Raw genomic sequence first — 24767 nt, 5'->3', positions numbered from 1 at the left:
AAGAAGGAAATGTGGTGAACACCAACGCTCATCGCACCTATCGCCTGTCGGTGAACGACTGGCTGGCTCTTGAACAGTTCTACATGCGCTGGTCAGACCAGCCCGACTGGCCATCCGAGTCTCGCGCACGGGAAGCGTGGGATCGCCTCGTTCAGACGTGGCAGGTGGGCGCCTGGCTCGGGGATGCCGCCGTGGCCGTCGCGATGGATGGCAGCCGCCCCGTGGGATTCGCTGCGGTGACGCTCGCCATGGACGAGCCGACACACGGCCGCGCGATGGAAGTGGGCACGTTTGTCGCGCCGACGCACCGCGGCACAGACGTCAACCGCGAGCTCAAACGCTGGTCCGCTCGCGAGGCGGCGCGCCTCGGCGCGCAGTGGCTCGCCGCATGCATTCCGGTGGCAAATGTGCGCGCGTGCCGTGCATTCGTCAAGCTGTTTCCGAACGCGATGGCGTATGAAACGCCCCATCACAGCGATGTCCCGTGGCGCGACTACCTGAAGCGGCGCGCGTTTGCGGCAGGCGAGCCTGTGCGCCTGTACATCGTACGATTGGACGGCGATTCACACCCCACGTGATTGATCTATCGCGCCGTTTTGTCTACATTTGTGTAAAGGTCACACATTTGTGGACACTGCGGAAGGGAGTTTGACCCATGAGCCTTGGAGAGCGCCTTCGCCGCCTGCGCGAAGAACGCGGGTTGACGTTGGCACAGGTCGCGTCGGCCGCCGGGCTTTCTGTGAGCCATTTGAGCGCGATTGAAAATGGGACGAGGCGCAACCCTTCGTTTCATATCGTTGCGCGCATTGCGCGCGTATACAATGTTCCCGTCGACTCATTGGTGGATGAAGAGGACAAGAGGCATGGCGTCTCGCAGGGAGCGGAAGCGGAGCACCAGGGTCCCACGACGCCGTATCTCGAGATGGCGCGGCGCTTGGCGGAGGCCGACGCCCTTTCTCACCCCGCGCGATTGCTCGAAGTCATCGCCGCTCTGCTGCGCGAACAAGAACAGGCTTACGATGCGAATTCGCAAGGCCCGGCATCCGCTTCGCCTAAACGCCCCTCGCAAGACAAGACGGCGGGGGACCCCCACGTCTATCCGAACCATGGGCCAGAGCAAGAAGGTCCATGAAGGCCGGTACACATACATAGGGCGACAAGCTCCCATCCAACCCGATAACGGGCGGCGGACAGAGCGTGCTTAATGTGCTGCCACACATGGGGCGATAGCCCATGGTCATTCCTTAGTTCGGTACCTCCAGATGTCTGTTGGTTTCTAGAAAAAGGTTGTCATCAAGATCCTTGAAGATGCCTTCTGCTCAGTGTTCGCATCGTCAGGACTTGGTCCCGGAGCGCACGAACTTGATCCATGTCTGTCGGACGATTTGGATGCCCCTCGGACTGAGAATCCATATCAACGACGGTGCAAAATTGGCTGACGACTTCCTCCGCTAGCTGAAGTTCGTGCGCTCGGACATGCACATGGTCCGCCTTCCACACCACCATGGCTATCGGCGCAGCGATGACGCCCATACCAAGGGCCCTGCCGACTGCTATCCATCCCTTCTTTATCATCCGTTCGACTCACCGTCCTTGTGAACGCTCCTCAACGGGCTCGCTTGTCGATGGTGCGAAGTGCCCACAGATAGGATGGACCCATAGTGCGATTTCATAAGCTCCGGCATGCCCAAGTTGACTGCGCCGCGCTGGCCTCGTAACATGGCACCGAGGACAGTGCGTAGGAGGAACGGTATGGCGAAACAGGACAAGCAATTTGTGAAGGAGATCACGCCTCAATCCGAGGACTTTTCCCGCTGGTACATCGATGTGCTCCAAAAGGCGGAGTGGATGGACTACGCGCCTGTGCGCGGCTGCATCGTCATCCGCCCCGACGCGTACGAGATCTGGGAGCGATGCCAGCGCGAGCTCGACGGTGAGTTCAAGCGGACGGGCCACCGCAACGCGTATTTCCCGCTCTTCATCCCGGAGAGCTTCTTCGAAAAGGAAAAGGAGCACGTGGAGGGCTTCAACCCTGAATTGCCGTGGGTGACGGAAGCGGGCGGCGACATCCTCGAGGAGCGGCTTGCGGTCCGGCCGACCTCCGAGACCATGTTTGGCCACATGTACGCCCAGTGGATTCAGTCGTACCGCGACTTGCCGCTTCTCTTGAACCAATGGGCAAACGTCGTCCGGTGGGAGAAGCGCACGCTGCCGTTCCTCCGGACGAGCGAGTTTTTGTGGCAGGAAGGCCACACCGCGCACGCGAACGAGGAAGAGGCCCGCGAGGAGACCATGCGCATGCTCGGCATCTATGCCGACTTCGTCGAATCGTTCCTCGCCATCCCGGTCATCCGCGGTCAGAAGACGCCGAGCGAGAAGTTCGCGGGCGCGGTGGAGACCTACACCATTGAGTCGCTCATGAAGGACGGCCGGGCGCTGCAGACGGCCACGAGCCACTACCTCGGCCAAAACTTCGCGAAGAGCTTCGAGATTCAGTACCTGGATAAGGACAATCAGCTGAAGTACGTGTACACCACGTCGTGGGGCATGTCCACGCGCATCCTCGGCGCCATCGTCATGGTGCACGGGGACGATCGCGGCCTCGTCCTGCCGTCGAAGCTCGCGCCCACGCAGGTCGTCGTCGTGCCCATCGGCCCGGCCAAGGCGCGCGAAGCCGTCGTCGCCAAGGCGCGCGACTTGTTCGAAGCCCTGAAGCGCGCCGACATCCGCGTCCACCTGGACGATCGCGACGACGTGAGCCCCGGCTGGAAGTTCAACGAGTACGAACTTCGCGGCGTCCCCATCCGGCTCGAGCTCGGCCCGCGAGATCTCGAGGCGTCCCAGGCCGTCCTCGCCCGCCGCGACACTGGGGAAAAGATCACCGTGCCGCTCGACGCCGTCGTGGAGCGCGTGCAGTCGCTCCTCGCCGACATCCAGCGCGACCTGTTCGAAGCGGCCAAGCGGCGCCTCGAGGAGAACTCGCACGTGGCCGAGACCTTGGCTCAGCTCGTCGAGATCATCCAGACGAAGCGCGGCTTCGTCCTCGCGGGCTGGTGCGGCGACGACGCGTGCGAGCGCGCGGTGAAGGACGCGTGCACGGCCACCAGCCGCTGCATCCCGTTCGATCCGCCGGCCCGCCCGGCGACCTGCGTCACATGCGGCAAGCCCGCCGCGCACGCGGTTTGGTTCGCCAAATCGTACTGACACAAAAGGAGCTGCCGCTCGGGCAGCTCCTTTTTGCTTATTGCAGGCGATCCCGCGCGTCGTGCACCTCGTCACGGATCTCCTCGCGAAATCCGTCGATGGCCCGGCGCCTGCGCTCGTTTTTCGCCGCCAGGTTCCGCACGTCCTTCGAGTTCATCTCGCCGGCGTGCGCGGCGAGAAAGTCCTCCGCCTCGTGCAGGTTTTCCATCGTGTTGTGGATGGCCTCCTGCAGGCGCTCCACGTTGTCCGCGCGGTTGTCCGGATTCGGCATGCGCCACCCCTCCCTCGCGAGATTCACAGTCGCTAATCTGCTCGGCGAGGGCTCCGCGCATGAGCGAAAGCTGCTGGAAAACGTCCTCCGCCTTCACGCCAGCCGGGCGGCCGACGGAAGTGCACCCCGTGGGCTCGTCCACCAAAGCGCTCGCACGCCATCCGTGCAGCCGACTCCACAGCGCGCATGGACTCGTCCGCCGCAGCGCGCCGCGCCTGCCGCGCCGTTCACTTCGGATCCCGGTGATCCTTCGACACGCGCTCCTCAAACGCCGCATAACCCGCCATCGCGCCCATCAGCATGCAGATGAACCCGATGACGTAGCCGATGAACCAGAGCGCGGAGTGCGTCTTGTAAAACGCCGTGCTCGCAATCACGATGAGCGCGCCGAGCACGCCGATGGCGTACAAGTACCTGCGGACCTTGGCGTCCGGCCGATTGGGCATGACATCGCGCCCCTTTCATTGAACCTCCGCCAGCCAAGGATAATAAATCACGTCGCCATTCTCAAACTGCACCGCGAGCCGCTCCTCGTGCAGCCAGTGCGGATCGTACCGAGCCCCGTCGCGCCGGGCCTCGGCGAGGACCTGCGCCCGCGTGCGAAACGTGCAGTCGCCCGCATCCGAATGCCAGAACATCTGCCACCACTCGCCGCCGTGCTCAAACCAGGCGATTCGCCACCGGTCGTGCCGCCAATAATACGAACTGAGGATCTCAGCATTCGGATGCGCCAGCAGGAGCTCGTACGCCTGCGCGCGGGCCTTGGTCGGATCGCGCAGGATGAAATCGAGCCACGCGTGGCGCTCGCCGGGCTCAAGCGAGGGCTTGAAGTGCCGGAACGCCTGCAGCAGGGCGTACCGCACCCCTGCGAGCTGAATCGGCGCCTCCTCCGCTTCGGCGAGCCGGCGCAACCAGGTGTGGAGATGATCCATCGACGCCGCCTCGCGCACGGGCAGGTCCATGGCCCGCTCGGAGAGGCAGAGCCGAACGTCACGATACAGGCTCAGGCATCCCTTGGCCAACAGTTCATGGGCGACATCCACGGGCATGCCATTTCCCCCCTGCCTTCACGGCGCACTGAAGACGATCACGTCGCGCCCAAAAAACGGGTTCCGGAGAGCGTCCGGGGCCTCGTCGAGCGACACCCGCCGCCCCGCCACGACGTCGGGCTGAACGCGCCCCTCCGCCGCCATCCGGAGGAGCTCTTCGACGTCCGCGCGGCGCGAGCCAAAGCTCCCCATGACCGAGATGCCTTTGCGCGCGAGCTTCGCAAGCGGCAGAGGCGTGTCCGCCGCCGGCATGGATACCGTCACCATCTTGCCGCCCGGGCGCAGGACGTCGAGAGCAAAGTCTATCCCGTCGGCAAAGCCGGACGTGTCGAGCGCGAGGCCCACTCCGCCTTTCGCCATGCGCCGCAGCCTGCGCGCGGCCTGGCGCGGATCGTCCGCGAGCGTCACGAACTCGTCCGCGCCCGAGACGAGCGCGAGCGCCCCCGCGTCCTCTCGCCGGCTCAACACGGCCACCTGCGGCACGCCCAGGGCCTTGGCGATTTGCACGGCCGCGAGCCCCAGCCCGCCCGTGCCGATGACGAGCACCGCCTCTTCCTCGGCCACCCCCGCCGACACCATGGCCCGGTACGGCGTCGCGTACGCGTCGACCAGGATGGCCGCTTCGGCCGGATCGAGCCCGTCCGGGCGGCGAATCGCGTTTTGCGCCGGCACCGCCACGTACTCGGCGTCGCCGCCGGCCCGCGTGAAGCCTAGGACGCCCTGATGCGGACACAGATGCTCCTCGCCCCGCGCGCACGCGGCGCACTGGCCGCACGGCACAAACGGGTGCACCACCACGGCGTCGCCCGGCGCGAGGCCCGAGACGCCCTCGCCGAGCGCCTCCACGCGGCCCGCAATTTCATGGCCCAACACGACGGGATACGACGTCCCCAACGGCGCGCCCTCGCCGCGGACGAGTTGCCGGTCACTGCCGCAGATGCCGCACGCCTCGACGCGGATGAGGACCTCGCCAGGCCCAGGCTGTGGCGTCGGCACCTCCGCGACGCGCAGGCCGCCTTCCGGATCAAACACGAGCGCGCGCATGTCACTCAGCCCTCTTCTGCGCCCGCTCGCGCCGGCGCGCCTCGGTCAAGAGCGCCTCCGCGATGGTCATCTTCTGCATCTCAAGCGTGCCCTCCTCGAACCAGAGCGATCTCGCGTCGCGGTACAGCCGCTCCACGGGGCTTGTCACCGCGTAGCCGATGCCCCCGTAGAGCGAGAGCGCCCCGTCCGTCACCTCGCCCACCATGCGGATGGCGTTCGCCTTCGCGATGGCGGCTTCGAGCGAGATGTCGCGCCCTTGGTCGTACTTGTAGGCCGCGTCGAGGCAGAGAAGCCTTGCGCCCTGAATCGCAATCTGCATCTCCGCCAGCCGCATCTGCACGGCCTGCCGGCTCGCGAGCGCCTTGCCGAACGTCGTGCGGCGCCGGACGTGATCGAGCGCGCGGTCCAGCGCCTCCTGCGCGAGCCCCACCGCGCTCTGCGCGATGCACGCGCGGCTCTGGTCCAAAAAGCCGCGCACCGCGACGCCAAACCCTTCGCCAATTTCGCCGAGCACCTCGTCCTCGCCGACTTCGCAGTTTTCGAATTCGATCACGGCGTGCGAGCAGCCCTTGTCGCCCATCATGTGCGGCATGGGCGTGAGCTTCATGCCCTTGCGGCCCTGCGGCACGAGGAACGCCGTGAGGCCCGTGCGGCCCGCGCCGCCCTCCATCTTCGCGATGACGGCGATCACGGCCGCCTCCTCGGCGAACGTGATGAGGTGCTTGCGGCCGTTCAGCACGAATTTGCCGTTCTCATACGTCGCGATGGTGCGCAGATCGATGCCCGTGCCGTTGTCGGGTTCGGTGAGCGCAAACGCGACGAGCGCGCCCTCGTTCACCAGCTTCTTCAGCCAGTATTCCTGCTGCTCGCGCGTGCCCTGCCCCACCGTGCGCCAGATGCTGTTGTACGCGTGCACCATCATGCGGATGGTGCCGTGCATGTGCGCGACCTCTTCGAGGATGGGGAAATAGAGGCCGAGCGGCAGCCCCTCCCCGCCGACCCACTTGGGCTGCGTCAGCTTGTGGAAGCCGAGCTCGCGGATGCGCGCCCAGAGCGCCTCGGGAATGCGTTCGTCGCGCTCAATTTGCGCGCCCCACTCGGCGCCTTCCTCCTCGCGAAACTGAATGACCCGGTTGCGGATCTCGTTCGCGCGCGCGACGAGATCGGCGTCATACGATGGGAACGACGGCGCGATGGCGTCTCGCGCCGACGGGTTCAAGATGTCCATGGAAGCTCCTCCCTAAGCGCGGTCCGTTCTCACGAAAACCGTGGGGCACCCGCGCCAAGCCCGGGCGCCCCACCCTTCACGCGTTCACGCCTTGGCCCTCGGCCTCGAGCCGAAACCGCTCGCGCAGATCCTTCTTCTTGATCTTCCCGGAGTGCGTCTGCGGGAACTCCGTCATGAACTCGAGCCGGTCGGGGAACTGGAACTTCGCAAGCCCCTGTTCGGCGAGAAAATCGCGCAGCTCGCGCAGCGTGAACGGCTTCGCGCCCTCCTTCAGGATGACGCAGGCCACCGTCATCTGGCCGAGCGTCGGGTCCGGCGCACCGACCACGGCGACGTTCTGCACGGCCTCGTGCTTCGAGATGGCGTCCTCCACGGTCTTCGGATCGATCTTCGTCCCGCCGCGGTTGATGATGTCGTCCGCTCGCGCGATGAAGATATAGCGGCCGTTTTCGTCCTGGCGCAGAATGTCGCCGGAGTGGAACCAGCCGTCCTCGTCCCACTGGCGGTGCGCCGCCTCGGGATTGTGATAATAGCCCGCACTGAAGTTCGGTCCGCGCGCCCACATCTCGCCCGGCTCGCCCGGCTTGACGTCGTTGCCGTCCTCGTCGACCAGGCGGACCTCCGTGCCCGGGATGACGAAGCCGACGGTGGAGGAGAGCGCCTCGAGCGGATCGTCCGGCCGGGTGGCGGTGGCGAGGAAGCCCTCGGTCCAGCCGAACATGCAGCCCACCTTGATGCCGCTGTCGCGCTGCAGCTGCTCGAGCACCGCCTTCGGCACGGGCGCCCCGGCGTAGATGAACAGCTTCACGCTCGAGGTGTCCGCCTGCTTCAGGTTGGGCGCGTTGGCCACGTGGATGACGTGCGGCGGCGCGCCGACGAGGTACGCCGGCTTGTACTTCTCAATCCACGCGATGACGCGGCTCGCGGAGAACCGGTCGAGGAGCATGATCCGGCCGCCGCTCGCCACGGTCATCATGACGCCGGCGAGCATGCCCGTCTGGTGGCAGATGGGCGCGAGGCACAGCACGGCCTCCCCCGGCTGATAGCCGAAGTTTTTCGCGTACGCCCGGGCCGCCCAGAGGTAGTTCGCGTGCAGGTGCACGACGCCCTTCGGCGATCCTGTGGTGCCCGAGGTGAACACCATCAAGAAGGCGTCGAGCGGGCCGGGCTTGTTGGCCTCAAGCTCCGCCTCGCCGAGCTTGTCCCCGGCCTCGCGCAGGCTGGCGAAGGTCGTGGCGCCTTCGGGGGCGCGCTCCGGATCGCCCTGGACGACGACGTGCGTGAGATCCGGCAACTCCGGCTTCAGGCTCACGGCCATGTCGTAGAGCGACTCGCCGCGGAAATAGTCCGCGATGATCCACACCTTGGCCCGCGACGTGCGCATGCTCGAGATGATGGCCTGGCGGCCGAGATCGATCTGCAGCGACACGCCGATGGCACCGATGCGCGCGCAGGCGAACACGGCCACGACGTAATCGAGCGCATTGGGCAACTGCAGCGCGACGGTGTCCCCCTTGCGCACGCCCATCCGGTACAGATGGGCGGCCACGGACTCCACCTCGCTCCACAGCTTCTCGTACGTCACCTCGCGCGCCTCGTCGCGGTGGACAAAGTTCGGATACTTCTTCACGTCCTCGAACAGGACGTCGACAAACGACTCGTTCGTCCAATAGCCCTTTTCGAAGTACAGTTTGGCACGCTCTTCCGACAGCGTGCGGCCCGGAAAGTCAAACATCGCCACGCCTCCACTTCGGGGAGTTTGCGCCGCCTCAGCTTTGCGCCCGGCCGTCACGCGGACAGGCGGCGCTCGATGTAGTCGACCACGCCCGCCACGGTGGACAACTGGCCGAAGTCGGCCTCGGGGATCTCGAGGTCGAACTCGTCCTCAAACGCGACGGCGAGCTCGGTGAGGTCGAGAGAGTCCGCGCCGAGATCGTCCACAAACAGGCTGTCCGGCTTCACCTCAGACTCGGACAGTTGAAGCTGATTCGCAACCACCTTGCGCACGCGCGCCTCGATATCTTCCCTGCTCAACGTTGCCATGTCGCATCTCCTTTGCGTAGAGGATTTAGGATGAAAAGCTTTCGAATCCGCCCGTGAGAAGCGTCAGACCGCCGTCCACCCAGATGACCTGGCCGGTGACAAAGCGGCTGAGATCGCTCGCGAGGAAGACGGCGACGTCCGCCACCTCTTCCGGCGACGCGAGGCGGCCGAGCGGCGTGTGCGCCTCCACGTCGCGGCGATAAGCGTCGTAGTGATCCGCCCCGTAGAAGCGGGCGGACTCCGTGTCGACGACGCCTGGGTTGATGGCGTTCACCGTGATGTTCTTCGGCGCGGCCTCGCGGGCGAGGTAGCGGGTGAGCGCCTCGAGCGCCGCCTTCGCCGTGCCGAGCGTGGCGTAATTGGGCAGCGTGAAGGTGCTGCCCATGCTCGACATGGTGATGATCCGGCCGCCGCCGCGCCGCTCCATCATGGGGATGACGCGCTGCGCCGCGAACACGGTGCTGTGAATCACCACGCGGTACGTCCGGTCGAGGTGGTAGTCCTTCAGCTGCTCGATGGGCTTGAACGCCGACGCGGCGGCGTTCGCGACGAAGATGTCGAGATCGCCAAACTCGCGCTCAATCTGGTCGAACGCCTGGTTCAGCTCGTCCTGGCTCTCGAGTTCCGCCTTGACGACCATGGCGCGGCGGCCGAGATTTCGAATCTCCTGCGCGGTGGCCTCGGCCTCCTCCGGCTGACGGCGGTAGTGGACCACCACGTCCGCGCCGTGCCTGGCCATCTGTAGAGCGATGGCGCGGCCGATGCCGCGGCTCGATCCGGTGATGAATGCCCGCTTTCCTTCCAGTAACAAACGTGTCGCCTCCCCGGCTCATCCAATCTCGTACGCGGCCGTCCAGGCCTCGCGGATGGCTCGCGCCGCGTTGATGTCGCGGCTGTCCTTCGCGCCGCCGACGACGTGCACGCGCACGCGCGGCGGGAGCTTCTCCACCCAATCCGCCTCGTGCGGCAATTGTCCGGTGCAGAGCACCACCTGATCCGCCGGGACCAATTCCTCGCGGCCCTCGCGCGCAATTCGCACGCCGTCCCGCGTGATTTCGAGCATCGCCACGTTCGGCACGACGTTCACGCCGAGCCGCTGCATCTCCTGGCGAACCACCCAGCGCGTGCTGCGCCCGATGCCGCGGCCGATGCGGTCGCTTCGCGCGAGCATGGTGATGGTGCGCTCAATGGGCTCTGGCACCGGCAGCCCCTGCTCCTCGAAGAACGCCAGCGCCTCGGGTGTCATGCGCCGCCTGGTGCCGAGGAACACGGCGACGTCACAGCCGATGCCGCCCGCGCCGAGGATGACGATGTTCCGGCCCGGCTGCACGCGGCCCATGAGCAGATCCTGGTACGACACCACGTGCGGCAGATCCTCGCCCGGGATGCCCGGCGCCTTCGGCTTCACGCCCACCGCGACGATCACGTCGTCAAACTCGGCGAGCTGGTCCAGGCTCGGCTCTGTCTGCATTGTAACAGTCACGCCCAGGCGTTCAAGCATGACCTCATAATACCGAATCGTCTCCAAAAACTCGTCCTTGCCCGGGATGCGCGAGGCGAGGCGGAACTGCCCGCCGAGCTCCTTGTCCCGCTCGAACAGCGTGACCTCGTGCCCGCGCTCCGCGGCCGCGCGCGCCGCCTCGAGCCCCGCCGGCCCGCCACCGACCACCGCCACGCGCCGCCGCGCGGGGCCCTTCACGCGCGGACGGAGCGCCTCGTAGCCCGCGCGCGGGTTGACGAGGCAGCTCACGACGCGGTACGGCTTCACGAGCGTGTGATCCAGGCAGGACTGGTTGCAGGCGATGCACACGTTCAGGCCGTCGCGATCGCCCTCGAGGATCTTCTTCGCGAACTCGGCGTCCGCGAGCCACGGGCGCGCAGGGGCGATGAAGTCGAGGAAGCCGTCCGCCACAAGCTCGTTGGCCACCTCCGGCACGTTCAGGCGATTGGCGGCGAGCACGGGCACGGTGACGTGCTGGCGCACGAACCCAGCCACGCCGGCAAACCCGCCGCGCGGCACCACCTGCTGCACCGTGGGCACGGCGGCCTCGTGCCAGCCGATGCCGACGTTGAGCGCGTCCACCCCCGCCCTCTCGAGCGCCTGCGCGAATTGGATGGTCTCCTCCGCCGTGGTGCTGCCGGGCATGCAGTCGAGCCCGGACATGCGGAAGATGATGGGGTACGCAGGCCCCACGGCGCGGCGCACCGCCTCCACCACCTCGAGCGGCAGCCGCATGCGCCGCTCGAAATCGCCGCCGTACTCGTCATTGCGGTGGTTGGTGACGGGCGACAAAAACTGGTTGAGGAGATAGCCTTCCGACCCCATGATCTCGATGGCGTCAAAGCCTATCTCCTTCGCGGTGCGCGCCGCGTTCGCGTAGCCCTCGATGGTGCGGCGGATGTCCTCGAGCGTCATCTCGCGAGGCGTCTCGCGCGTGAGCCGAGACGGAAGCGGGCTTGGCGCCACGGCCTGCTGGCCAATCTCCTCCGAAAACGCATACCTGCCCGCGTGGTAGAGTTGAAGCGCGATGCGGCCGCCCACCTCGTGCACGGCCTTCGGCAGTTGCGCCAGCCGCTCCACGTGGCGCGGGTTCGTGAGCGTCAACATGTGGCCGCCGCCCTCCGGCAGCACGCACGCGCCGCCCGTGATGATGAGTGCCGCGCCGCCCAGCGCGCGCTCGCGGTAAAAGGCGCACAGGCGCGCTATCATCTCGTCGTCGTCGTGCTCGAGGCCCATGTGCATGGAGCCCATGAGAATGCGGTGCGGAAGCTCCAGTGAACCAATCTTCCCCGGCTGGGCCAGCGCTTCATAGCGCCGTTTCATCCATCTCTCTGGCATGATGTCACCTCGTCCCGGCCGCGCACGTCCCGCGCGGCACGCATGTTTTCGCACCTGGTCTTATAAGCTGATATTAACACCTGGTATTGAATCCGTCGACCGAGCGGTGATAGAATGCTTATCACCAGGTACGAATTTTGTGCGGAAAGGGGCGGCGCCCGTGAGCGCTCCTTTGTTCTTGGATCAGTTCGAAACCACCCTGCGCGACAACCCGGGACAAATCGCCGTGATCGACCTCTACGGCGACGAGCCCGTCATGCTCACCTACGCGGAGCTCGACCGGCTTGCTGCGCGCATCGCAGCGCGCCTGCTTCAGCTCGACGTGAAGCCCGGCGAGGCCGTGGCGTATCAGCTCCCGAGCGGCTGGCCGTTTGTGGCGCTGACGCTCGCCATCTGGAAGGTGGGCGCCACGCCGTGCCCGATCCTGCCTCAGCTCCGCGAGCGCGAGGTAGCCTTCATCCTGAACTCGTCCGAGAGCCGCGTCTTCATCGCGCCGGACGCGTTCCGCCGCTTCGACTATCGGCCGTTTGTCGAGAGCGTCCTGAAGGAAGCGCCGCGCGTCGAACACGCGCTCATCCTGCCGATGGCCCCGTACGCCCCGCTTTCGTCCGATCTCGGCGGCCTCCTCGCGCAGGAAGCGGACGCCGAGGCGGCGAAGGAGGCGCTTTCGGCGAGAAGGCCTGGGCCGGACAGCCACTCGCAGCTTCTGTACACGTCCGGCACCACCGGCGAGCCGAAGGGCGTGTTGCACACGCACGGGACGCTTTCCGAGGCGCTTCTCATCCACACGCGCACGCTCGGGCTCACGTCGAAGGACCGGATCTGGGTGCCCTCCCCGACCGCTCACCAGACAGGATTTCTCTACGGAATGCTCGTTTCCTTCTATATTGGGGCCCCGGGAATTTATCACGCCATTTGGGACGTGGACAAGGCGCGCGCGGCCATTGAGGAGCACGGCGCGACGTTCGTCCAGGCCGCCATGCCGTTTCTCTCTGACATCACCCGCGCGGACAGGCCGCCGAAGGGGCTTCGGCTCTTCATCGCCACCGGCGCCGCCATCCCGCGCCAGCTCGCGCAGGAGGCGCGCGAGAAGCTTCAGTGCGCCGTCGTCGGCGCATGGGGGTCCACCGAATCGTGCCTCGTCACCGTCGGGCGGCCGTCGGATCCGCCGGAGAAGCTGTGGGGCACAGACGGGCGCGTGCTCGACCGCATGCAGATCCGCGTGGTGGACGAGGAGGGCCGCGAGCTCCCGCCCGGCACCGAGGGCAACTTCCAGGTGAAGACGCCCGCCATGTTCGTCACCTACCTCCATCACCCCGAGTGGTACGAGGCGGCCATGACGCCGGACGGCTTTTTCGACACGGGCGATCTCGCCGTGATCGACGAGGGCGGTTATCTGCGCATCACGGGGCGGAAGAAGGACGTGGTGAACCGCGGTGGCGAGAAGATCCCGGTGGTGGAGATTGAAGACCTCCTGTACCAGCACCCGGACATCGCCGACGCGGCCGTGGTGGCCATGCCGGACGAGCGGCTCGGCGAGCGCGCCTGCGCCTACGTGGTGCTGAAACCGGGCGCCAAGCGGCTGGAACTGTGCGACATCACGGATTTCCTCGGTGAGCGCGGCATGGCGAAGATCTACTGGCCGGAGCGGCTCGAGATCATCGACGAGATGCCGCGGACGGCGAGCGGCAAGATCCAGAAGTACGTGCTGCGCCAGGACATCCAGCGGAAGCTGGAGCGCGAGCGCGCCGAGAAGACGGGCTGACGGAGGAAGGTGGCCATGATGCGGACGCTGGACGAGTGGCGGAAGGACGTCGACGCTTACGTGGCAGGCCCGGCCAGGGCTTGGTCCGAGCAGATTGAAGCTACGGGGACGGTGCCGGAAGCCTTGTGGCGAGAGCTTCGCGACGCCGGCTACCTGCGGCTCGCCGCCCCGCCCCATCTCGGCGGGCACGGGCTCAGCTTCACGGATTATTTGGATCTCTTGCGCCGCTTCGCGCACACGCACGGTTCCATCCGGGTCATCGTGCATGTGGCGAACAGCCTGTGGCGATCGCTCGCGCAGAAGGCGACGCCGGATCAGGTGGAGCGATTTGTGAAGCCGTTTGTCGCGGGCGACATCCGCGTGACCTTCACGCTGACGGAGCCGAATTCGGGTTCCGGCGCGGACCTCAAGACGACAGCCCGGCGCGAGGGCGACGCGTACGTCCTGAACGGCGAGAAGTGGATGATCATCTTCAGCGACGTGGCGGACTACTTTTTGCTCTTCTGCCGGCTCGAGGGGACGTCGGGCGGCGAAGGGACACTCGCGCTCCTCGTCCCGCGCGACGCGCCGGGCCTCACGATTGAATTCATGGCGCCGGCCATGGGCATCGCGGGCACGGCGCACGGGCACCTTCGCCTGCGCGACTGCCGCGTCCCCGTCGCCAACCGGCTCGGCGAGGAGGGCGACGGCCTGGAGGTGGCGTTCCGCGGGTTTCTCGATCCGTCCCGCACCGCCATTGGCATGACCTGCGTCGGCGCGGCGGAGCGAGCGCTTGAGCTCGCGGCCCAGCACGCCCTGCGGCGCGTCACCTTCGATCAGCCGCTCGCCAAGCGCCAGATCATCCAGATGTGGCTCGCGGAGATGGCGACGGACATCGAGGCGGCGCGCCAGCTCGTCCTCCACGCGGCGCGGCGGTTCGACGAAGGCCATCCCATCACCGTGGAGGCGGCGATGGCGAAGATGTTCGCCACGGAGATGCTGCAGCGCGTGACGGACAAGGCGCTGCAGATCCACGGCGGGCCGGGCTACTTCAAGTCGAGCGAAATTGAGCGGATTTACCGGGACGCCAGGATGCAGCGGTTCGAGGAAGGTACGTCGGAGATTCAGAAGATGGTCATTGCGCGCGACGTGATCGACAAGGCCAAGCGGGCCTCGGAAAGGAGCGAGCGGAGATGATGGTGATTCGCCACGGGAAGGTGGATTTGAAGCAGGTGTTGGAGAAGGCGGGCCTGGGAGCATGGGTACGCGCCCTCTACCCGGCAGGCGCAGGCGTGAGCGTGCTCGCGGCGAAGGAGCCGGGTCTCGCCGAGCGCGTGGCGCGGGTGGTTGGCGTCACCGAAGTGCGCGAAGTGTCGCGGCCATATGCCCTTGCGAGCCGCGAGTACAAGCCGGAAGACACCGTCGTCGAGGTCCGCGGCCACCGCATCGGCGCGGGCGGCGTGACCATCATGGCCGGGCCGTGCTCGGTGGAGTCGCTTGAGAACATCGTCGATGTCGCGAAGGCCGTGAAGCGCCTCGGCGGGCACGTGCTGCGCGGCGGCGCCTTCAAGCCGCGGTCCAGCCCGTACTCGTTCCAGGGCCACGGCGAAGAGGGCCTGAAGATGATGGCCGCGGCGCGCGAGATGACCGGCCTGCCCATCGTCTCCGAGGTCATGGAACCCGGTCTCGTCGATCTCGTCGCGGAATACGTGGACATCCTGCAGATTGGCGCGCGCAACATGCAGAACTACCCGCTGCTGCGCGAAGCCGGGCGATCCGGCAAGCCCGTGCTCCTGAAGCGCGGCCTCTCGGCGACGATTGAAGAGTGGCTGATGGCGGCCGAGTACATCCTGGCGCAGGGCAACCCGAACGTGATTTTGTGCGAGCGCGGCATCCGCACGTACGAGACGGCCACGCGCAACACGCTCGATTTGAACGCCATCCCGGTGGTCAAGTCGCTCTCTCACCTGCCCGTGCTCGTCGATCCGTCCCACGGCGTCGGCAAGCGCGCGTTTGTGCGCCCCATGGCCCGCGCCGGCGTGGCGGCCGGAGCGGACGGCGTCATTGTGGAGATTCACCCAGTGCCGGACCAAGCGATGTCTGACGCGGCGCAGACCATCGACTATGAGGAGTTCGGCCGCATGGTGCAAGAGGTGAACCGCGTGGCGCTGGCGCTGGCGGGATCGGACGAGGGCGCGAGCGCGCGGGAGATGGTGGGGGTGTGAGGGAAGCCCCTTCACGCTCCCGTGGCGCCCGATGCCGGCCCGCTTGCCTGCGATGAGGTCATCGCCCCCATCGCGGCTACGACTGAGCCGGTTCCCTGGCTTGACACCGGTTGTGGCGAACTGTTCACGAGAAACTGAATGGTTCCGAAGTTGTCCACAGAGAAACCGTTCACCGCTGGCGACACCTGGAGCAGGCCGATTGTCTGACCTTGCCCCACAGTGAACGTGGCGCCCGAAGCTTGAACCCTGACAAGAGGAAGGGAAGTTTCGGCCTTCAGGACGCCATCGGCAGCTCGGATTTCCGCAGACTCATAGGCGCTTCCCGCGAGCACGACCGGTGACGTCGCAAAGTCGTCCACCTCAAGGACGGATGATTTCGTACCAGTGACTTGCAGGCCGCCCTCGCCAGGCAACACGTCGAGCACGCCGACGGCTCCTCCGTTGAGTTGGATGGACACGGGTCCCTCGCTATCGACGTCGATGCGAGGCGACGCGACGTCCGACAGCTGAATCGGTGCGCCCGAGCTCGCCAGGATGACCAACTTGCCATCGATGCTGACGTGATCGAGCGAAACAGAACCGTCAGGAGACGGAGAGACAAACACGTCGCCGTCCACCTGCAGATTCCGAAGCACGATGTTCGCTCCGCTGGCCACGATGTCCGCCCGCACTTCCTCGACACCCTGGGATGGGCCAAGCGGCTCACTCGTTTGGAGAGGAGGGACCCACGTCCACACCCGCGAAGCGCCGTCCCACGCATTCTGAACGCCGACATCTTCGAGAAGTTGCGAAACTTGAGGCAGCGGCAAAAAGACCGTGTCGACGCCGTTCCATCCCGAAGTCAAATCCACGCCGGGTACGACGTTGAGCCTGGTGACCAGGCTCCCGTCCACCTCCACCGCCCCAATTCCGGTTCCGATGGGGAACCCCCAAGTGTCCGCGCGCGATGCGGGTGTCTGGATCGCCCATGTGAATTGGCTTGCGTTCCAAGAAGAGCGAAGGCCAATGGAATCCAACGCGTTTTGCAGAATATTGAGCGGGACATACAGCTCGCCAGAGTCCGAAGAACCCGTAACCCAGAGATCCATCGGGATAGAAGTCCTTCCAACGTTTATCGCCGCCTCCACAAGCGACACGTCGCCTCCTGTAGGCGGTGACGCCAATCGATAGATGGTACGTTCGGCTGACATGGAACTCGCATGTGCAATCTGGACCGATGGCAAGCGATGTATCACCTGCGCTTCGAGCTTTGGCGCCGCCATCCCAGTGAAAAGGAAGGCCAACGACACAGCGGCCGTGATTCGCTCAACATGACGTGATGCTCGCATCCCCCGCGCTCCCCCTCGCCTTTGACGGTTGTGAGAAGGCATTTCTCCTCGCGCCGCGCTCAATCCTTCTGGTCCTCAACATCGGGGAAGCGTATTTTGCGAGTGGCAGCGGATCCGTGCCAATCCGATCTCTTGTAACCGTTGAAGTCCCACTACGGCCGTATCGTCACCGGCGTTCCTAACGGCACCGTGTGCGCCAGCCAGGTGACGTCCTCGTTGTACATGCGGATACACCCGTGCGAGACGAGCTTGCCGATGCTCGACGGATCGTTCGTGCCGTGAATGCCGTAGTGCGGCTTGGACAGGCCCATCCAGTACGCGCCGAAGGGCCCGCCGGGATTCGGCTCCTTGTTCACGATGGTGTACTGCCCGATGGGCGTCCGGGTCACCATCCTGCCGATCCCGACGGGAAACGCGCGGAGCACCTTCCCCGCTTCCAGGAGATATAGGCGCCTGTCGGAAAGATCGACGATAATTTCGTAGTTCGCCACGGCTAATCGCCTCCGCCCTCAGCCTATGTGCGAGCAGTTGCTGCTGCGCATGGCGGAGGAGCGCTATGTGTTCTCGCTTGGTTTGGATTCGCCCGCGCGGCGGTTGTCGAGGTCAAGCGAGATTCTGCGCGCATGAGCTATGGCATCCTCCGACGGAAGGAGGTTAGACCATGGCGCAGAAGAAGCACCTGGCGCCGCCGACGAACTTCCTCGTCGGCCTCGGAGCGACCCGTAAGGTTTCGATTCAGAATCCGGTGAGTGCATCGAGCGCGCCCATCCTCAAGGCGAACCCGTCGAGCTGCGCGGACATTCTCATCCGGCCAAACGCCTACGTGAAAGTGGTGCTCTCCGGCAACTTGCGCGAGCCCGTCATCCTCGTGGGCGCCGCGCCAAACGGGTTGTTCTACCAGCAGACCGTCACCTTGAAGCCCGGCCAAACCGTCGTGCTGCAAGCCGGATCGTATGCCAAGACATTCCGAAGCTGATGAACGGAACGGGCGCCCCGGCGCCCGGCCTTGCCCGAACCGGAAGCAGCACAACTTTCTTTACACACTCAAATATATGTGTTAAACTAAGGATAATCGGAATCGGGATCCCATCCCTGTCTTCCCCTTGTTGGATGCAACTTCCTACCTCGTTCGCACCCTGATTTTGAACCACTTCCGCAGGGATCGTCGCAACTTCATCGTGGACAGTGTCTCTCGCGCCGCGCCTGAACTTCGATTTGTTCAAAGGAGGCGAAAATGGAGACTTTCCTGCTCATTCTTTCACTCATTTTGCTTGCGGGCGTATGGTCCGCGCACCTCGGCAATCGGTTGGGCTTTCCGGTACTCATTGGCTTCGTGACCATCGGCATGTTGCTCGGCCCGGGCGGACTTCGGCTTGGTCCCCACGTCCCCATCTCCGTCGCCCAATCCATCGGCTATCTCGCGCTCATTCTCATCCTGTTCGAAGGCGGCCTGCACACCCCGCTCGACCGCATCCGCAGCGTGTGGAAACCGGCCCTGTCGCTCGCCACCGCGGGGGTGGTCATCAGCGGCGCCATCCTGAGCGTCATGGCGCACGCGCTGCTTCACCTCCCTTGGTACGCGGCGGCGCTTCTCGGCGTCGCGGTGAGTTCGACGGATGCCGCCTCGGTCTTCTCCATCCTCGGCCGTCAGCCGCTGCGCCGGCGTCTCGTCGACGTGCTCGAGGTCGAATCCGGCACGAACGATCCCATGGCGTTCTTTCTGACCATCCTGCTCATTCAGTGGTCGGAACACGGCATCGGCAGACCGTGGGGTGCGCTCGGTTATGCGATCTCGACCTTCGCCCTGCAGATGGCAATGGGCCTCATTGCGGGGGCCGTGATCGGATACCTCGGCTCGCTGGCCAATCAGCGCATCAAGCTGGACACGGGCGGCCTGTACCCGACGCTCTCCCTCGCGTTTGCGCTGCTCAGCTACAGCGTCGCCGTCCTGCTGCACGGCAGTGGCTTTCTCGCCGTCTACACCGCCGCGGTGGTGATGGGCAACCGCAGGCTCGAGCATCGCCACAGCATCCTGCGGTTTCACGAGGGGCTGTCCTGGACCATGCACATCGTGATGTTTGTCGTGCTGGGCCTGCAAATTTCCCCCGCGCGGCTTGGGTCCATCCTCGTGCCCGGCGTGCTGCTCGCCGCAGGCGCCCTCTTTCTGGCGCGGCCCGTCGCTGTGTGGATCTCGACCATCGGCATGCGCTTCTCCGCGGCGGAGAAGGTGTTTGTCTCCTGGGCCGGGCTGCGCGGCGCGGTGCCCATCGTACTCGTGATGACGGCCATGCTCTCTCCGGCCTACACGCCCGCGCCGATGCTGGATGCCGTGTTTTTCGTCGTCATTGCGTCCACCCTGATTCAGGGTCTCACCGTCCGCCCGCTCGCCGCAAAACTCGATCTGCTGGAGCGCGCCCCGTCCGGAGATCTGCTTGAACTGGTGCGCATCGCGCGCGAAAACGCCGTGATCACGCCAATCGAGGTGGACGCTTCGTCCGATCTCGTCGGGCGAAAGATGGTCGAGATCGAGTTTCCGCAGAACACGCTGTGTTACGCAATTGTGCGAGGGGACCAGGTCATTGTGCCCCGCGGCGCGACCGAGCTTCAGGCAGGGGATCACCTGCTGATTCTGTCGGACCGGCGAAACATCGGGCGGCTTAGGAGGCTGTTTGGCGCGGAGCGAATGGGGCCGGCGGAGATGTTGCCGTAGCCGCGCGGGAAAGACGTGCTGCGGGGTAGACCGCGTATGTCTCGGCGTCCGTCAGGCACCCGTTGTCCCGGTCACGCGAAGGAGAGGCATTTGCGAAGGCAGGTTTTGGTGGCCCGCGGGGACGGAAACTGGTGGCTGCAGGCGACTTCCAGGCGCTTCCGGCATGCAGAGGACACAGAGGACGCAGAAGCGCGCGTCCAGGTGCGGACATCATGACCGGCTTTCACCGCATCGGTTCGCATTCTCCTCGGCCTCATCGACGGACGGGTTGGGTGGGCGTACACTGGGGGCATCCTCCATGCGGATGGCGCGGCGCGTGACGGGCCGCGCAACACGGAGGAATCCGGCTCGCATTGTGGTTTCGACCAGGATCTCCTATCATGGGTGGTGGGATACGCTTCGATGCCCGGACAGGACAGCTTACTCAAGGCGCTTACGCGCACGTTGTCAGGCGGTGCGCTTGAAGCCCTCGGCGTGCGCGGCGTAGAGACGCTCGAGCCATTCACGACCGAACTTCCCGCCAGCACGCTGAGGATGGATCGGGCGTGGAGGATGGCAAACGGCGACGTGTTTCACATGGAATTCCAGGATCGCCGCGAGCGCACGCTTCACCGCTTTTTGGAATACGATGCCCGCCTTGCCAATCAGGTCAAGGCCAGAATTCGCACGGTCGTCTTGTACCACGCGCATGTTGCCAGCGCGCCGCAGGAGTTGGACATCGGCACCGCCATCTATCGCGTGGAAAACGTGTTCCTCTCCGCGCTCGACGGCGATGGCGCACTGGACGAAGTTGAAGCTCACCTTCGCGTGGGACGATGGGAACCCGCCGATCGCCTTCGGCTGGGTCTCGCGCTCTCGATGCGCGTCGAAGACCGCCATCAAGCCATGGCCCGCGTGCTCAACCTACTCCCGCGCGTTCCGGACGACGAAGAGCGCGAACTCGTGGCGAGCGCCGTCCTCGCGTTCGGTGACAGGGCGTTGTCAGACGAAGACCGCAGGAAATTGCGGAAGGAGCTGAAGAACGTGTTCCGCATGGCAGAAGAACTGTATGAAGACGGTCGCCACGACGGCAAACAACAGGCTGCTGAGGACATTGCACACCGCCTGCTGGCCGAAGGCGTGCCCGTCGACGTTGTGGAAAAAGCGACGGGCCTGCCTCGCGAAAGACTTGAACAGATGCAGAGCGAGGTCCACTGACACGCAGGTGCGTCGGTCCTCACGTGGTCGATGGGCCGAGCACCGCACGCGGAAGGTCTTCGGTCAGCTTGCGCCTCCAGCCGCCCTCCATGATCTGGCGAATGACGGCGTGCGACTGGCCTGTGGGCGACACGTGATCATCGTCCCACCCTGCGTGCCGCAGCGTCACGCGCGTGGTGCGCCCATCCAGTGGCTCCAGGATGAATTCCACGCTCCAATGGGCGTCCCAGTCAAACGCGAAGCGAGTCGGCGGTTCGACAGCGATGACTCGGCATGGCGAGTCTCCGTACGGCCCCGCGTGCAGGAAGAACGGTTCGTCCTCGATGGGACGGAGCGTGCTCCCCATGAACCACGCGCCGAGTCCGTCCGCCGTCGCGACGTACGGCCAGATTTTCTCCGGTGACGCCTCGATCACCACGTCCAATACGATGTCTGGGAGTTTGGCCATGTTCTCGCATCACCTCTTGAACGACAGCGCGCCGTCGTCCACGCAGATGGCATGGCCGTTGATAAACCGCGCGTCGTCCGACGCCAAAAAGGCGACCACGCGGGCGATCTCGTCCGGCTCCGCCATGCGCCGGCGCATGTGCGCCCGCTGAATCGTGTTCCACACGCGCTCGTCCTGCCGCCAGTTGTCGACGAGGCCCGTGTTCACCATGCCCGGCGCCACCGCGACGACGCGGATGTTGTGGCGGGCGAGATCGAGCGCCGCGGCCTTCGTCATGGCCACGACCGCCGCCTTGCTCGCGTGGTACGGGAGCTGGTTCCTGTCCGCGATGAACGCGTAAATCGACGCCGTGTTGATGATGACACCGCCCGTGCCTGCCTGGCGCATGTATCGCGCCGCCGCACGCATGCCGTAAAAGACGCCATGCTGGTTGATGGATACGACGCGAAAGTATTCCTCCGGCGGATCGTCCAGGAAATTTCGCGCGCCGTCGCCAAACACGCCGGCGTTGTTGAACATGATGTCGAGGCGGGAGAATCGCGCCACCGCCGCATCGACAAGCGCGTTCACGCTCGCCTCGTCCGTGACGTCAACGAACATCCCTTCCGCCTCGCCGCCCCCCGCCCGGATCTCATCGGCAACGCGCCGCGCGCCCGCCTCGTCGCGATCCGCCACCACCACGCGCACGCCGCGCTCGGCCAAACGGCGCGCCGTCGCGCTGCCGATGCCGCCCGCGCCGCCCGTCACGATGGCCACGCGGCCCTCCATGTCCCTCATGCCAGCGCCTCCTCCTGATAGGCCCTGAGCCGCTCCCGCCAAAACGCGGGGATGGGCTCCGGCCGCCCGTTCTCGTCCACGTGCACGTACACCGTCTCCGCGCGGAAGATGGACTCGCCCTCGCGCGTCATCAGAAATTCCAGCGTCACGCTCGTGTTTCCAATGCGTTTCGGCCGCACCCAGATGGACAGCTTGTCCCGCCAGCGCGCCGGTTTGAGAAAGGTCTGCGTGGACGTGGCGATGACGGTGGTCGGCACGTCGTCATAGAGCCTCAATTCGCTCCGGAAAAACTCCTGATAGGCGAGATCGAGGTACATCAGATAATTGGCGTTGAACACGATGCGCTGAGCGTCCACCTCGGACCATCGCACCTCGAGATCGTAGTGATAGCGAAACCCTTCCATGTCGTTCACCTCGCGTCACGGCAGGACGAGCGTCACGCCGCCGTCCACGCGCACCGTCTGACCCCGGATCATCTCCGCCTCGGGCGAACACAAAAAGAGCGCGAGATTCGCCACGTCGTCCGGCGTCACCATCCGGTGATACGGCATCTTTTCCTCGAGCTTCTTCAGCGTCTGATCCATGTCCGGGAAGTGATCCAGCGCGTCCGTGAGGACCGCGCCGGCCGAGATGCAGTTCACGTTGATCCTGCGCGGCCCGAGCTCCACGGCAAAGTAGCGCACCATCGATTCGAGCGCGGCCTTGCTCGTGCCGACCGACAAATAGTACGGAAACACGCGATCCGCCCCGAACGACGAGATGGCGAGCATGGCGCCGCCCTCCGGCATGAGCTTCGCGGCCTGCTGCGCGCCGATGAGAAACGCCCGGGCGTTCACGTCGACGGTCCAGTCAAAGCCCTTCGTGTCCACCTCAAGCGCCGCGCGGTTGCGGCCCGAGGCGGCGTTGTGGATGAAGACGTCCAGGCGGCCGAACACTTCGCGCACCTCGTCAAACAGCGCGACAATCTTCTCCTCCTGCGCCATGTTGGCGCGCACGGCGATGGCCCGCCTGCCCATCTGCTCGATCTCGGCCACGACCTCGCGGGCGAGATCGCCATTCCGGAAGTAATTCACCACCACGTGAGCGCCTTCTTCGGCGAAGCGAATGGCGAGCCGGCGGCCGATGCCGCGCGAGCTGCCGGTGACGAGCACCACCTTATCTTCAAAGCGCCGAGGCGCCCGCCCTGTCTCAGCCAAGCTACATCCTCCATTCCACGGGAAGCCAATCCTCGCTCCATGATACCAAACGCAGGGCGCCTTGTCCCAGCCAAATTCGTCGCCTGGCGCCGGTGGACGTGGTATGATAGAGATGGAACTAGCACCAAGTCATAAATTTGTGCGGGCGGTTCAGATTCACGTAGAGTCTGACAGCGAGAGGAGAACCTTCATGGCGGACAAGACGCGCATCGTCGTCACCGGAATGGGCGCCGTGACGCCATTCGGGGTCGGGGTTTCGACGTTTTGGGAGAACATCGTCGCCGGCAGGTCGGCCGTGCGCGAGACGGAGGACGAGCTGTTGCGCACGTGGGCGCCGGTGGTCGCGGCGGCCCGCGACTTTGATCCGGCGGCGTATCTGGATAAGAAGCAGGTGCAAAACAGCGACCGATTCACGCAGATGGGATTGGTCGCGGCGGCGGAGGCCATTCGGGACGCGGGGTTTGGCGACGGCGGCGCGTTTGGTCCGTATGAGCGGGACCGCATCGGGATTTCCATTGGGTGCGCGTTCGGGGGCGTGCAGACGCTGGAGGAAGGATCCAACCGGCTCGCGTCGGGGCGCTCGACGCGCGTGGGCCCGAGGCTTGTGCCGAAGTCCATCCCCAACGCGGCTGCGGCCGGGATCGCCATGCGCTACGGCATTCGCGGGCCGGTGATGACGTACTCGACCGCGTGCGCCTCGTCGGCCAACGCCATCGGCGAGGCGAGCTACTGGCTGAGGCTCGGCGAGATCGACATGGCGCTGGTGGGCGGCGCGGAGTGCCTGTTCAGCCCGGCCATCCTGGCGGGCCTGCGCGCGGCGGGGGCGCTGGCGACGGAAGGGCCGGAGGACTGCGGCGCGTGGTCGCGGCCGTTTGACAAGCGCCGGACCGGCATGGTGATGGGCGAAGGCGCGGCGGTGCTGGTGCTGGAGACGCTGGAGCGGGCGCTCGAGCGCGGCGCCACCATCTACGGCGAACTCGTGGGGTACGGCACGTCGAACGACGCGTACCACGAGACCTCGCCGGATCCGTCCGGCCACGGCGCGAAACTGGCCATGGCGCGGGCGCTGAAAAACGCGAATCTCGCCCCGGAGGATATCGACTACGTGAACGCGCACGCGACGGCGACGCCGGCGGGGGACGTGGCGGAGTCGACGGCGCTTCGCGACATGTTTGGACCGCACATCGACGAGATCCCGGTGAGCTCCATCAAGGGCGCGGTGGGCCACATGCTCGGCACCGCCGGGGCGATTGAGTCCATCGCCTGCGTCAAGGCGCTCGAGACGGGATGGCTGCCGCCCACCCTGAACTGCGACGACAAGGAGGAGATTGCGCCGCGCGACGTGGTGCCGAATCGGAGCCGCAGGGCGGACATCCGCACGGCGCTCAGCTCCTCGTTTGGCTTCGGCGGCCAAAACGGCGTGCTCATCTGGAAAAAGGCCGAACTCTGAGCCGCGTCATCCGA

The 24767-nt window shown here is 65.6% G+C and carries 25 protein-coding genes; 10 read left to right on the top strand and 15 right to left on the bottom strand.

Annotated elements, in window-relative coordinates:
- Positions 1 to 11 precede the first annotated feature (11 nt).
- The 3 genes from AMA01_RS03270 (at position 12) to proS (ending at position 3204) form a co-directional block, all read left to right on the top strand.
- Positions 12 to 578 carry a GNAT family N-acetyltransferase gene (locus AMA01_RS03270; protein ID WP_231862803.1) on the top strand — a complete coding sequence of 189 codons (567 nt, stop codon included), beginning with the start codon at positions 12 to 14 and terminating at the stop codon, positions 576 to 578.
- A gap of 77 nt (positions 579 to 655) precedes the next feature.
- Positions 656 to 1132 (top strand): helix-turn-helix domain-containing protein, encoded by a 477-nt coding sequence (locus AMA01_RS03265; RefSeq protein ID WP_082743915.1) that lies wholly within the window; start codon positions 656 to 658, stop codon positions 1130 to 1132.
- Between the two features lie 620 nt (positions 1133 to 1752).
- Positions 1753 to 3204: a proline--tRNA ligase gene (gene proS, locus AMA01_RS03255; protein ID WP_067847205.1), complete on the top strand. Its 1452-nt coding sequence runs from the start codon at positions 1753 to 1755 to the stop codon at positions 3202 to 3204.
- A gap of 37 nt (positions 3205 to 3241) precedes the next feature.
- Here the strand turns inward: proS and tlp are convergent, their stop codons facing one another.
- The 9 genes from tlp to AMA01_RS03210 all read right to left on the bottom strand — a co-directional run bounded on the left by tlp (position 3242) and on the right by AMA01_RS03210 (position 11678).
- On the bottom strand, positions 3242 to 3475 hold the full coding sequence (gene tlp, locus AMA01_RS03250; protein WP_067847202.1) for a small acid-soluble spore protein Tlp: 234 nt from the start codon (positions 3473 to 3475) through the stop codon (positions 3242 to 3244).
- Between the two features lie 227 nt (positions 3476 to 3702).
- Entirely contained in the window at positions 3703 to 3921 is a 219-nt protein-coding gene (locus AMA01_RS03245) for a hypothetical protein (protein ID WP_067847199.1), read from the bottom strand.
- 15 nt (positions 3922 to 3936) lie between these two features.
- Positions 3937 to 4524, bottom strand: coding sequence for a hypothetical protein (locus AMA01_RS03240; protein WP_067847195.1), 588 nt, complete (start codon positions 4522 to 4524; stop codon positions 3937 to 3939).
- 18 nt (positions 4525 to 4542) lie between these two features.
- Positions 4543 to 5568 (bottom strand): alcohol dehydrogenase catalytic domain-containing protein, encoded by a 1026-nt coding sequence (locus AMA01_RS03235; protein WP_067847193.1) that lies wholly within the window; start codon positions 5566 to 5568, stop codon positions 4543 to 4545.
- Between the two features lies 1 nt (position 5569).
- The gene (locus tag AMA01_RS03230; protein WP_067847187.1) at positions 5570 to 6796 is read right to left on the bottom strand and encodes an acyl-CoA dehydrogenase family protein; all 1227 of its coding nucleotides are present in this window, start codon (positions 6794 to 6796) and stop codon (positions 5570 to 5572) included.
- 76 nt (positions 6797 to 6872) lie between these two features.
- Positions 6873 to 8531 (bottom strand): class I adenylate-forming enzyme family protein, encoded by a 1659-nt coding sequence (locus AMA01_RS03225; RefSeq protein WP_067847184.1) that lies wholly within the window; start codon positions 8529 to 8531, stop codon positions 6873 to 6875.
- Positions 8532 to 8584: 53 nt separating this feature from the next.
- Positions 8585 to 8839, bottom strand: coding sequence for an acyl carrier protein (gene acpP, locus AMA01_RS03220; RefSeq protein ID WP_067847181.1), 255 nt, complete (start codon positions 8837 to 8839; stop codon positions 8585 to 8587).
- A gap of 25 nt (positions 8840 to 8864) precedes the next feature.
- Complete coding sequence (locus AMA01_RS03215) at positions 8865 to 9650, bottom strand: SDR family NAD(P)-dependent oxidoreductase (protein ID WP_067847177.1); 786 nt, start codon at positions 9648 to 9650, stop codon at positions 8865 to 8867.
- 18 nt (positions 9651 to 9668) lie between these two features.
- Positions 9669 to 11678, bottom strand: a complete 2010-nt coding sequence (locus AMA01_RS03210; RefSeq protein WP_067847168.1) for an FAD-dependent oxidoreductase — start codon at positions 11676 to 11678, stop codon at positions 9669 to 9671.
- A 160-nt stretch (positions 11679 to 11838) separates the two neighbouring features.
- Here AMA01_RS03210 and AMA01_RS03205 point away from each other — a divergent pair, with 160 nt between their 5' ends.
- Genes AMA01_RS03205 through aroF form a run of 3 tightly spaced genes read left to right on the top strand, consistent with a single transcriptional unit; the run spans position 11839 to position 15647 of the window.
- Positions 11839 to 13443, top strand: coding sequence for an AMP-binding protein (locus tag AMA01_RS03205; protein WP_067847166.1), 1605 nt, complete (start codon positions 11839 to 11841; stop codon positions 13441 to 13443).
- Between the two features lie 15 nt (positions 13444 to 13458).
- On the top strand, positions 13459 to 14619 hold the full coding sequence (locus AMA01_RS03200) for an acyl-CoA dehydrogenase family protein (protein WP_082743913.1): 1161 nt from the start codon (positions 13459 to 13461) through the stop codon (positions 14617 to 14619).
- Positions 14616 to 15647: a 3-deoxy-7-phosphoheptulonate synthase gene (gene aroF, locus AMA01_RS03195; RefSeq protein ID WP_067847162.1), complete on the top strand. Its 1032-nt coding sequence runs from the start codon at positions 14616 to 14618 to the stop codon at positions 15645 to 15647. The genes AMA01_RS03200 and aroF overlap by 4 nt, the downstream gene beginning before the upstream one ends.
- Before the next feature lie 11 nt (positions 15648 to 15658).
- On the opposite strand, the gene AMA01_RS03190 is transcribed toward aroF, so the two are convergent.
- Complete coding sequence (locus AMA01_RS03190; protein WP_231862802.1) at positions 15659 to 16735, bottom strand: hypothetical protein; 1077 nt, start codon at positions 16733 to 16735, stop codon at positions 15659 to 15661.
- Between the two features lie 392 nt (positions 16736 to 17127).
- On the bottom strand, positions 17128 to 17466 hold the full coding sequence (locus AMA01_RS03185) for a L,D-transpeptidase (protein WP_067847160.1): 339 nt from the start codon (positions 17464 to 17466) through the stop codon (positions 17128 to 17130).
- Between the two features lie 170 nt (positions 17467 to 17636).
- Here AMA01_RS03185 and AMA01_RS03180 point away from each other — a divergent pair, with 170 nt between their 5' ends.
- From AMA01_RS03180 to AMA01_RS03170, 3 genes are all read left to right on the top strand, one after another.
- The gene (locus AMA01_RS03180) at positions 17637 to 17951 is read left to right on the top strand and encodes a hypothetical protein (RefSeq protein WP_067847158.1); all 315 of its coding nucleotides are present in this window, start codon (positions 17637 to 17639) and stop codon (positions 17949 to 17951) included.
- Positions 17952 to 18209: 258 nt separating this feature from the next.
- Positions 18210 to 19685 (top strand): potassium/proton antiporter, encoded by a 1476-nt coding sequence (locus tag AMA01_RS03175; RefSeq protein WP_067847156.1) that lies wholly within the window; start codon positions 18210 to 18212, stop codon positions 19683 to 19685.
- A 402-nt stretch (positions 19686 to 20087) separates the two neighbouring features.
- Positions 20088 to 20882: a hypothetical protein gene (locus AMA01_RS03170; protein ID WP_067847154.1), complete on the top strand. Its 795-nt coding sequence runs from the start codon at positions 20088 to 20090 to the stop codon at positions 20880 to 20882.
- A 19-nt stretch (positions 20883 to 20901) separates the two neighbouring features.
- Here AMA01_RS03170 and AMA01_RS03165 read toward each other — a convergent pair whose 3' ends face one another.
- From AMA01_RS03165 to fabL, 4 genes are read right to left on the bottom strand one after another with little or no spacing between them, the layout of a single operon-like run.
- Positions 20902 to 21330 carry an SRPBCC family protein gene (locus tag AMA01_RS03165; RefSeq protein WP_067847150.1) on the bottom strand — a complete coding sequence of 143 codons (429 nt, stop codon included), beginning with the start codon at positions 21328 to 21330 and terminating at the stop codon, positions 20902 to 20904.
- A gap of 9 nt (positions 21331 to 21339) precedes the next feature.
- Entirely contained in the window at positions 21340 to 22107 is a 768-nt protein-coding gene (locus AMA01_RS03160) for an SDR family NAD(P)-dependent oxidoreductase (RefSeq protein WP_067847147.1), read from the bottom strand.
- Positions 22104 to 22511 carry an acyl-CoA thioesterase gene (locus tag AMA01_RS03155; RefSeq protein ID WP_067847144.1) on the bottom strand — a complete coding sequence of 136 codons (408 nt, stop codon included), beginning with the start codon at positions 22509 to 22511 and terminating at the stop codon, positions 22104 to 22106. The genes AMA01_RS03160 and AMA01_RS03155 overlap by 4 nt, the downstream gene beginning before the upstream one ends.
- 15 nt (positions 22512 to 22526) lie before the next feature.
- Positions 22527 to 23303, bottom strand: coding sequence for an enoyl-[acyl-carrier-protein] reductase FabL (gene fabL / locus AMA01_RS03150; RefSeq protein ID WP_067847142.1), 777 nt, complete (start codon positions 23301 to 23303; stop codon positions 22527 to 22529).
- A gap of 190 nt (positions 23304 to 23493) precedes the next feature.
- Here fabL and AMA01_RS03145 point away from each other — a divergent pair, with 190 nt between their 5' ends.
- Positions 23494 to 24753: a beta-ketoacyl-[acyl-carrier-protein] synthase family protein gene (locus AMA01_RS03145; protein WP_067847140.1), complete on the top strand. Its 1260-nt coding sequence runs from the start codon at positions 23494 to 23496 to the stop codon at positions 24751 to 24753.
- The last annotated feature ends 14 nt before the right edge of the window (positions 24754 to 24767 follow it).

It is taken from the genome of Alicyclobacillus mali NBRC 102425, assembly GCF_001570745.1.
In the GTDB taxonomy this organism is placed as follows: Bacteria; Bacillota; Bacilli; order Alicyclobacillales; family Alicyclobacillaceae; genus Alicyclobacillus; species Alicyclobacillus mali.
Note: the sequence above shows the minus strand (reverse complement) of the source record. Positions and strands in the feature narration are given on the sequence as shown.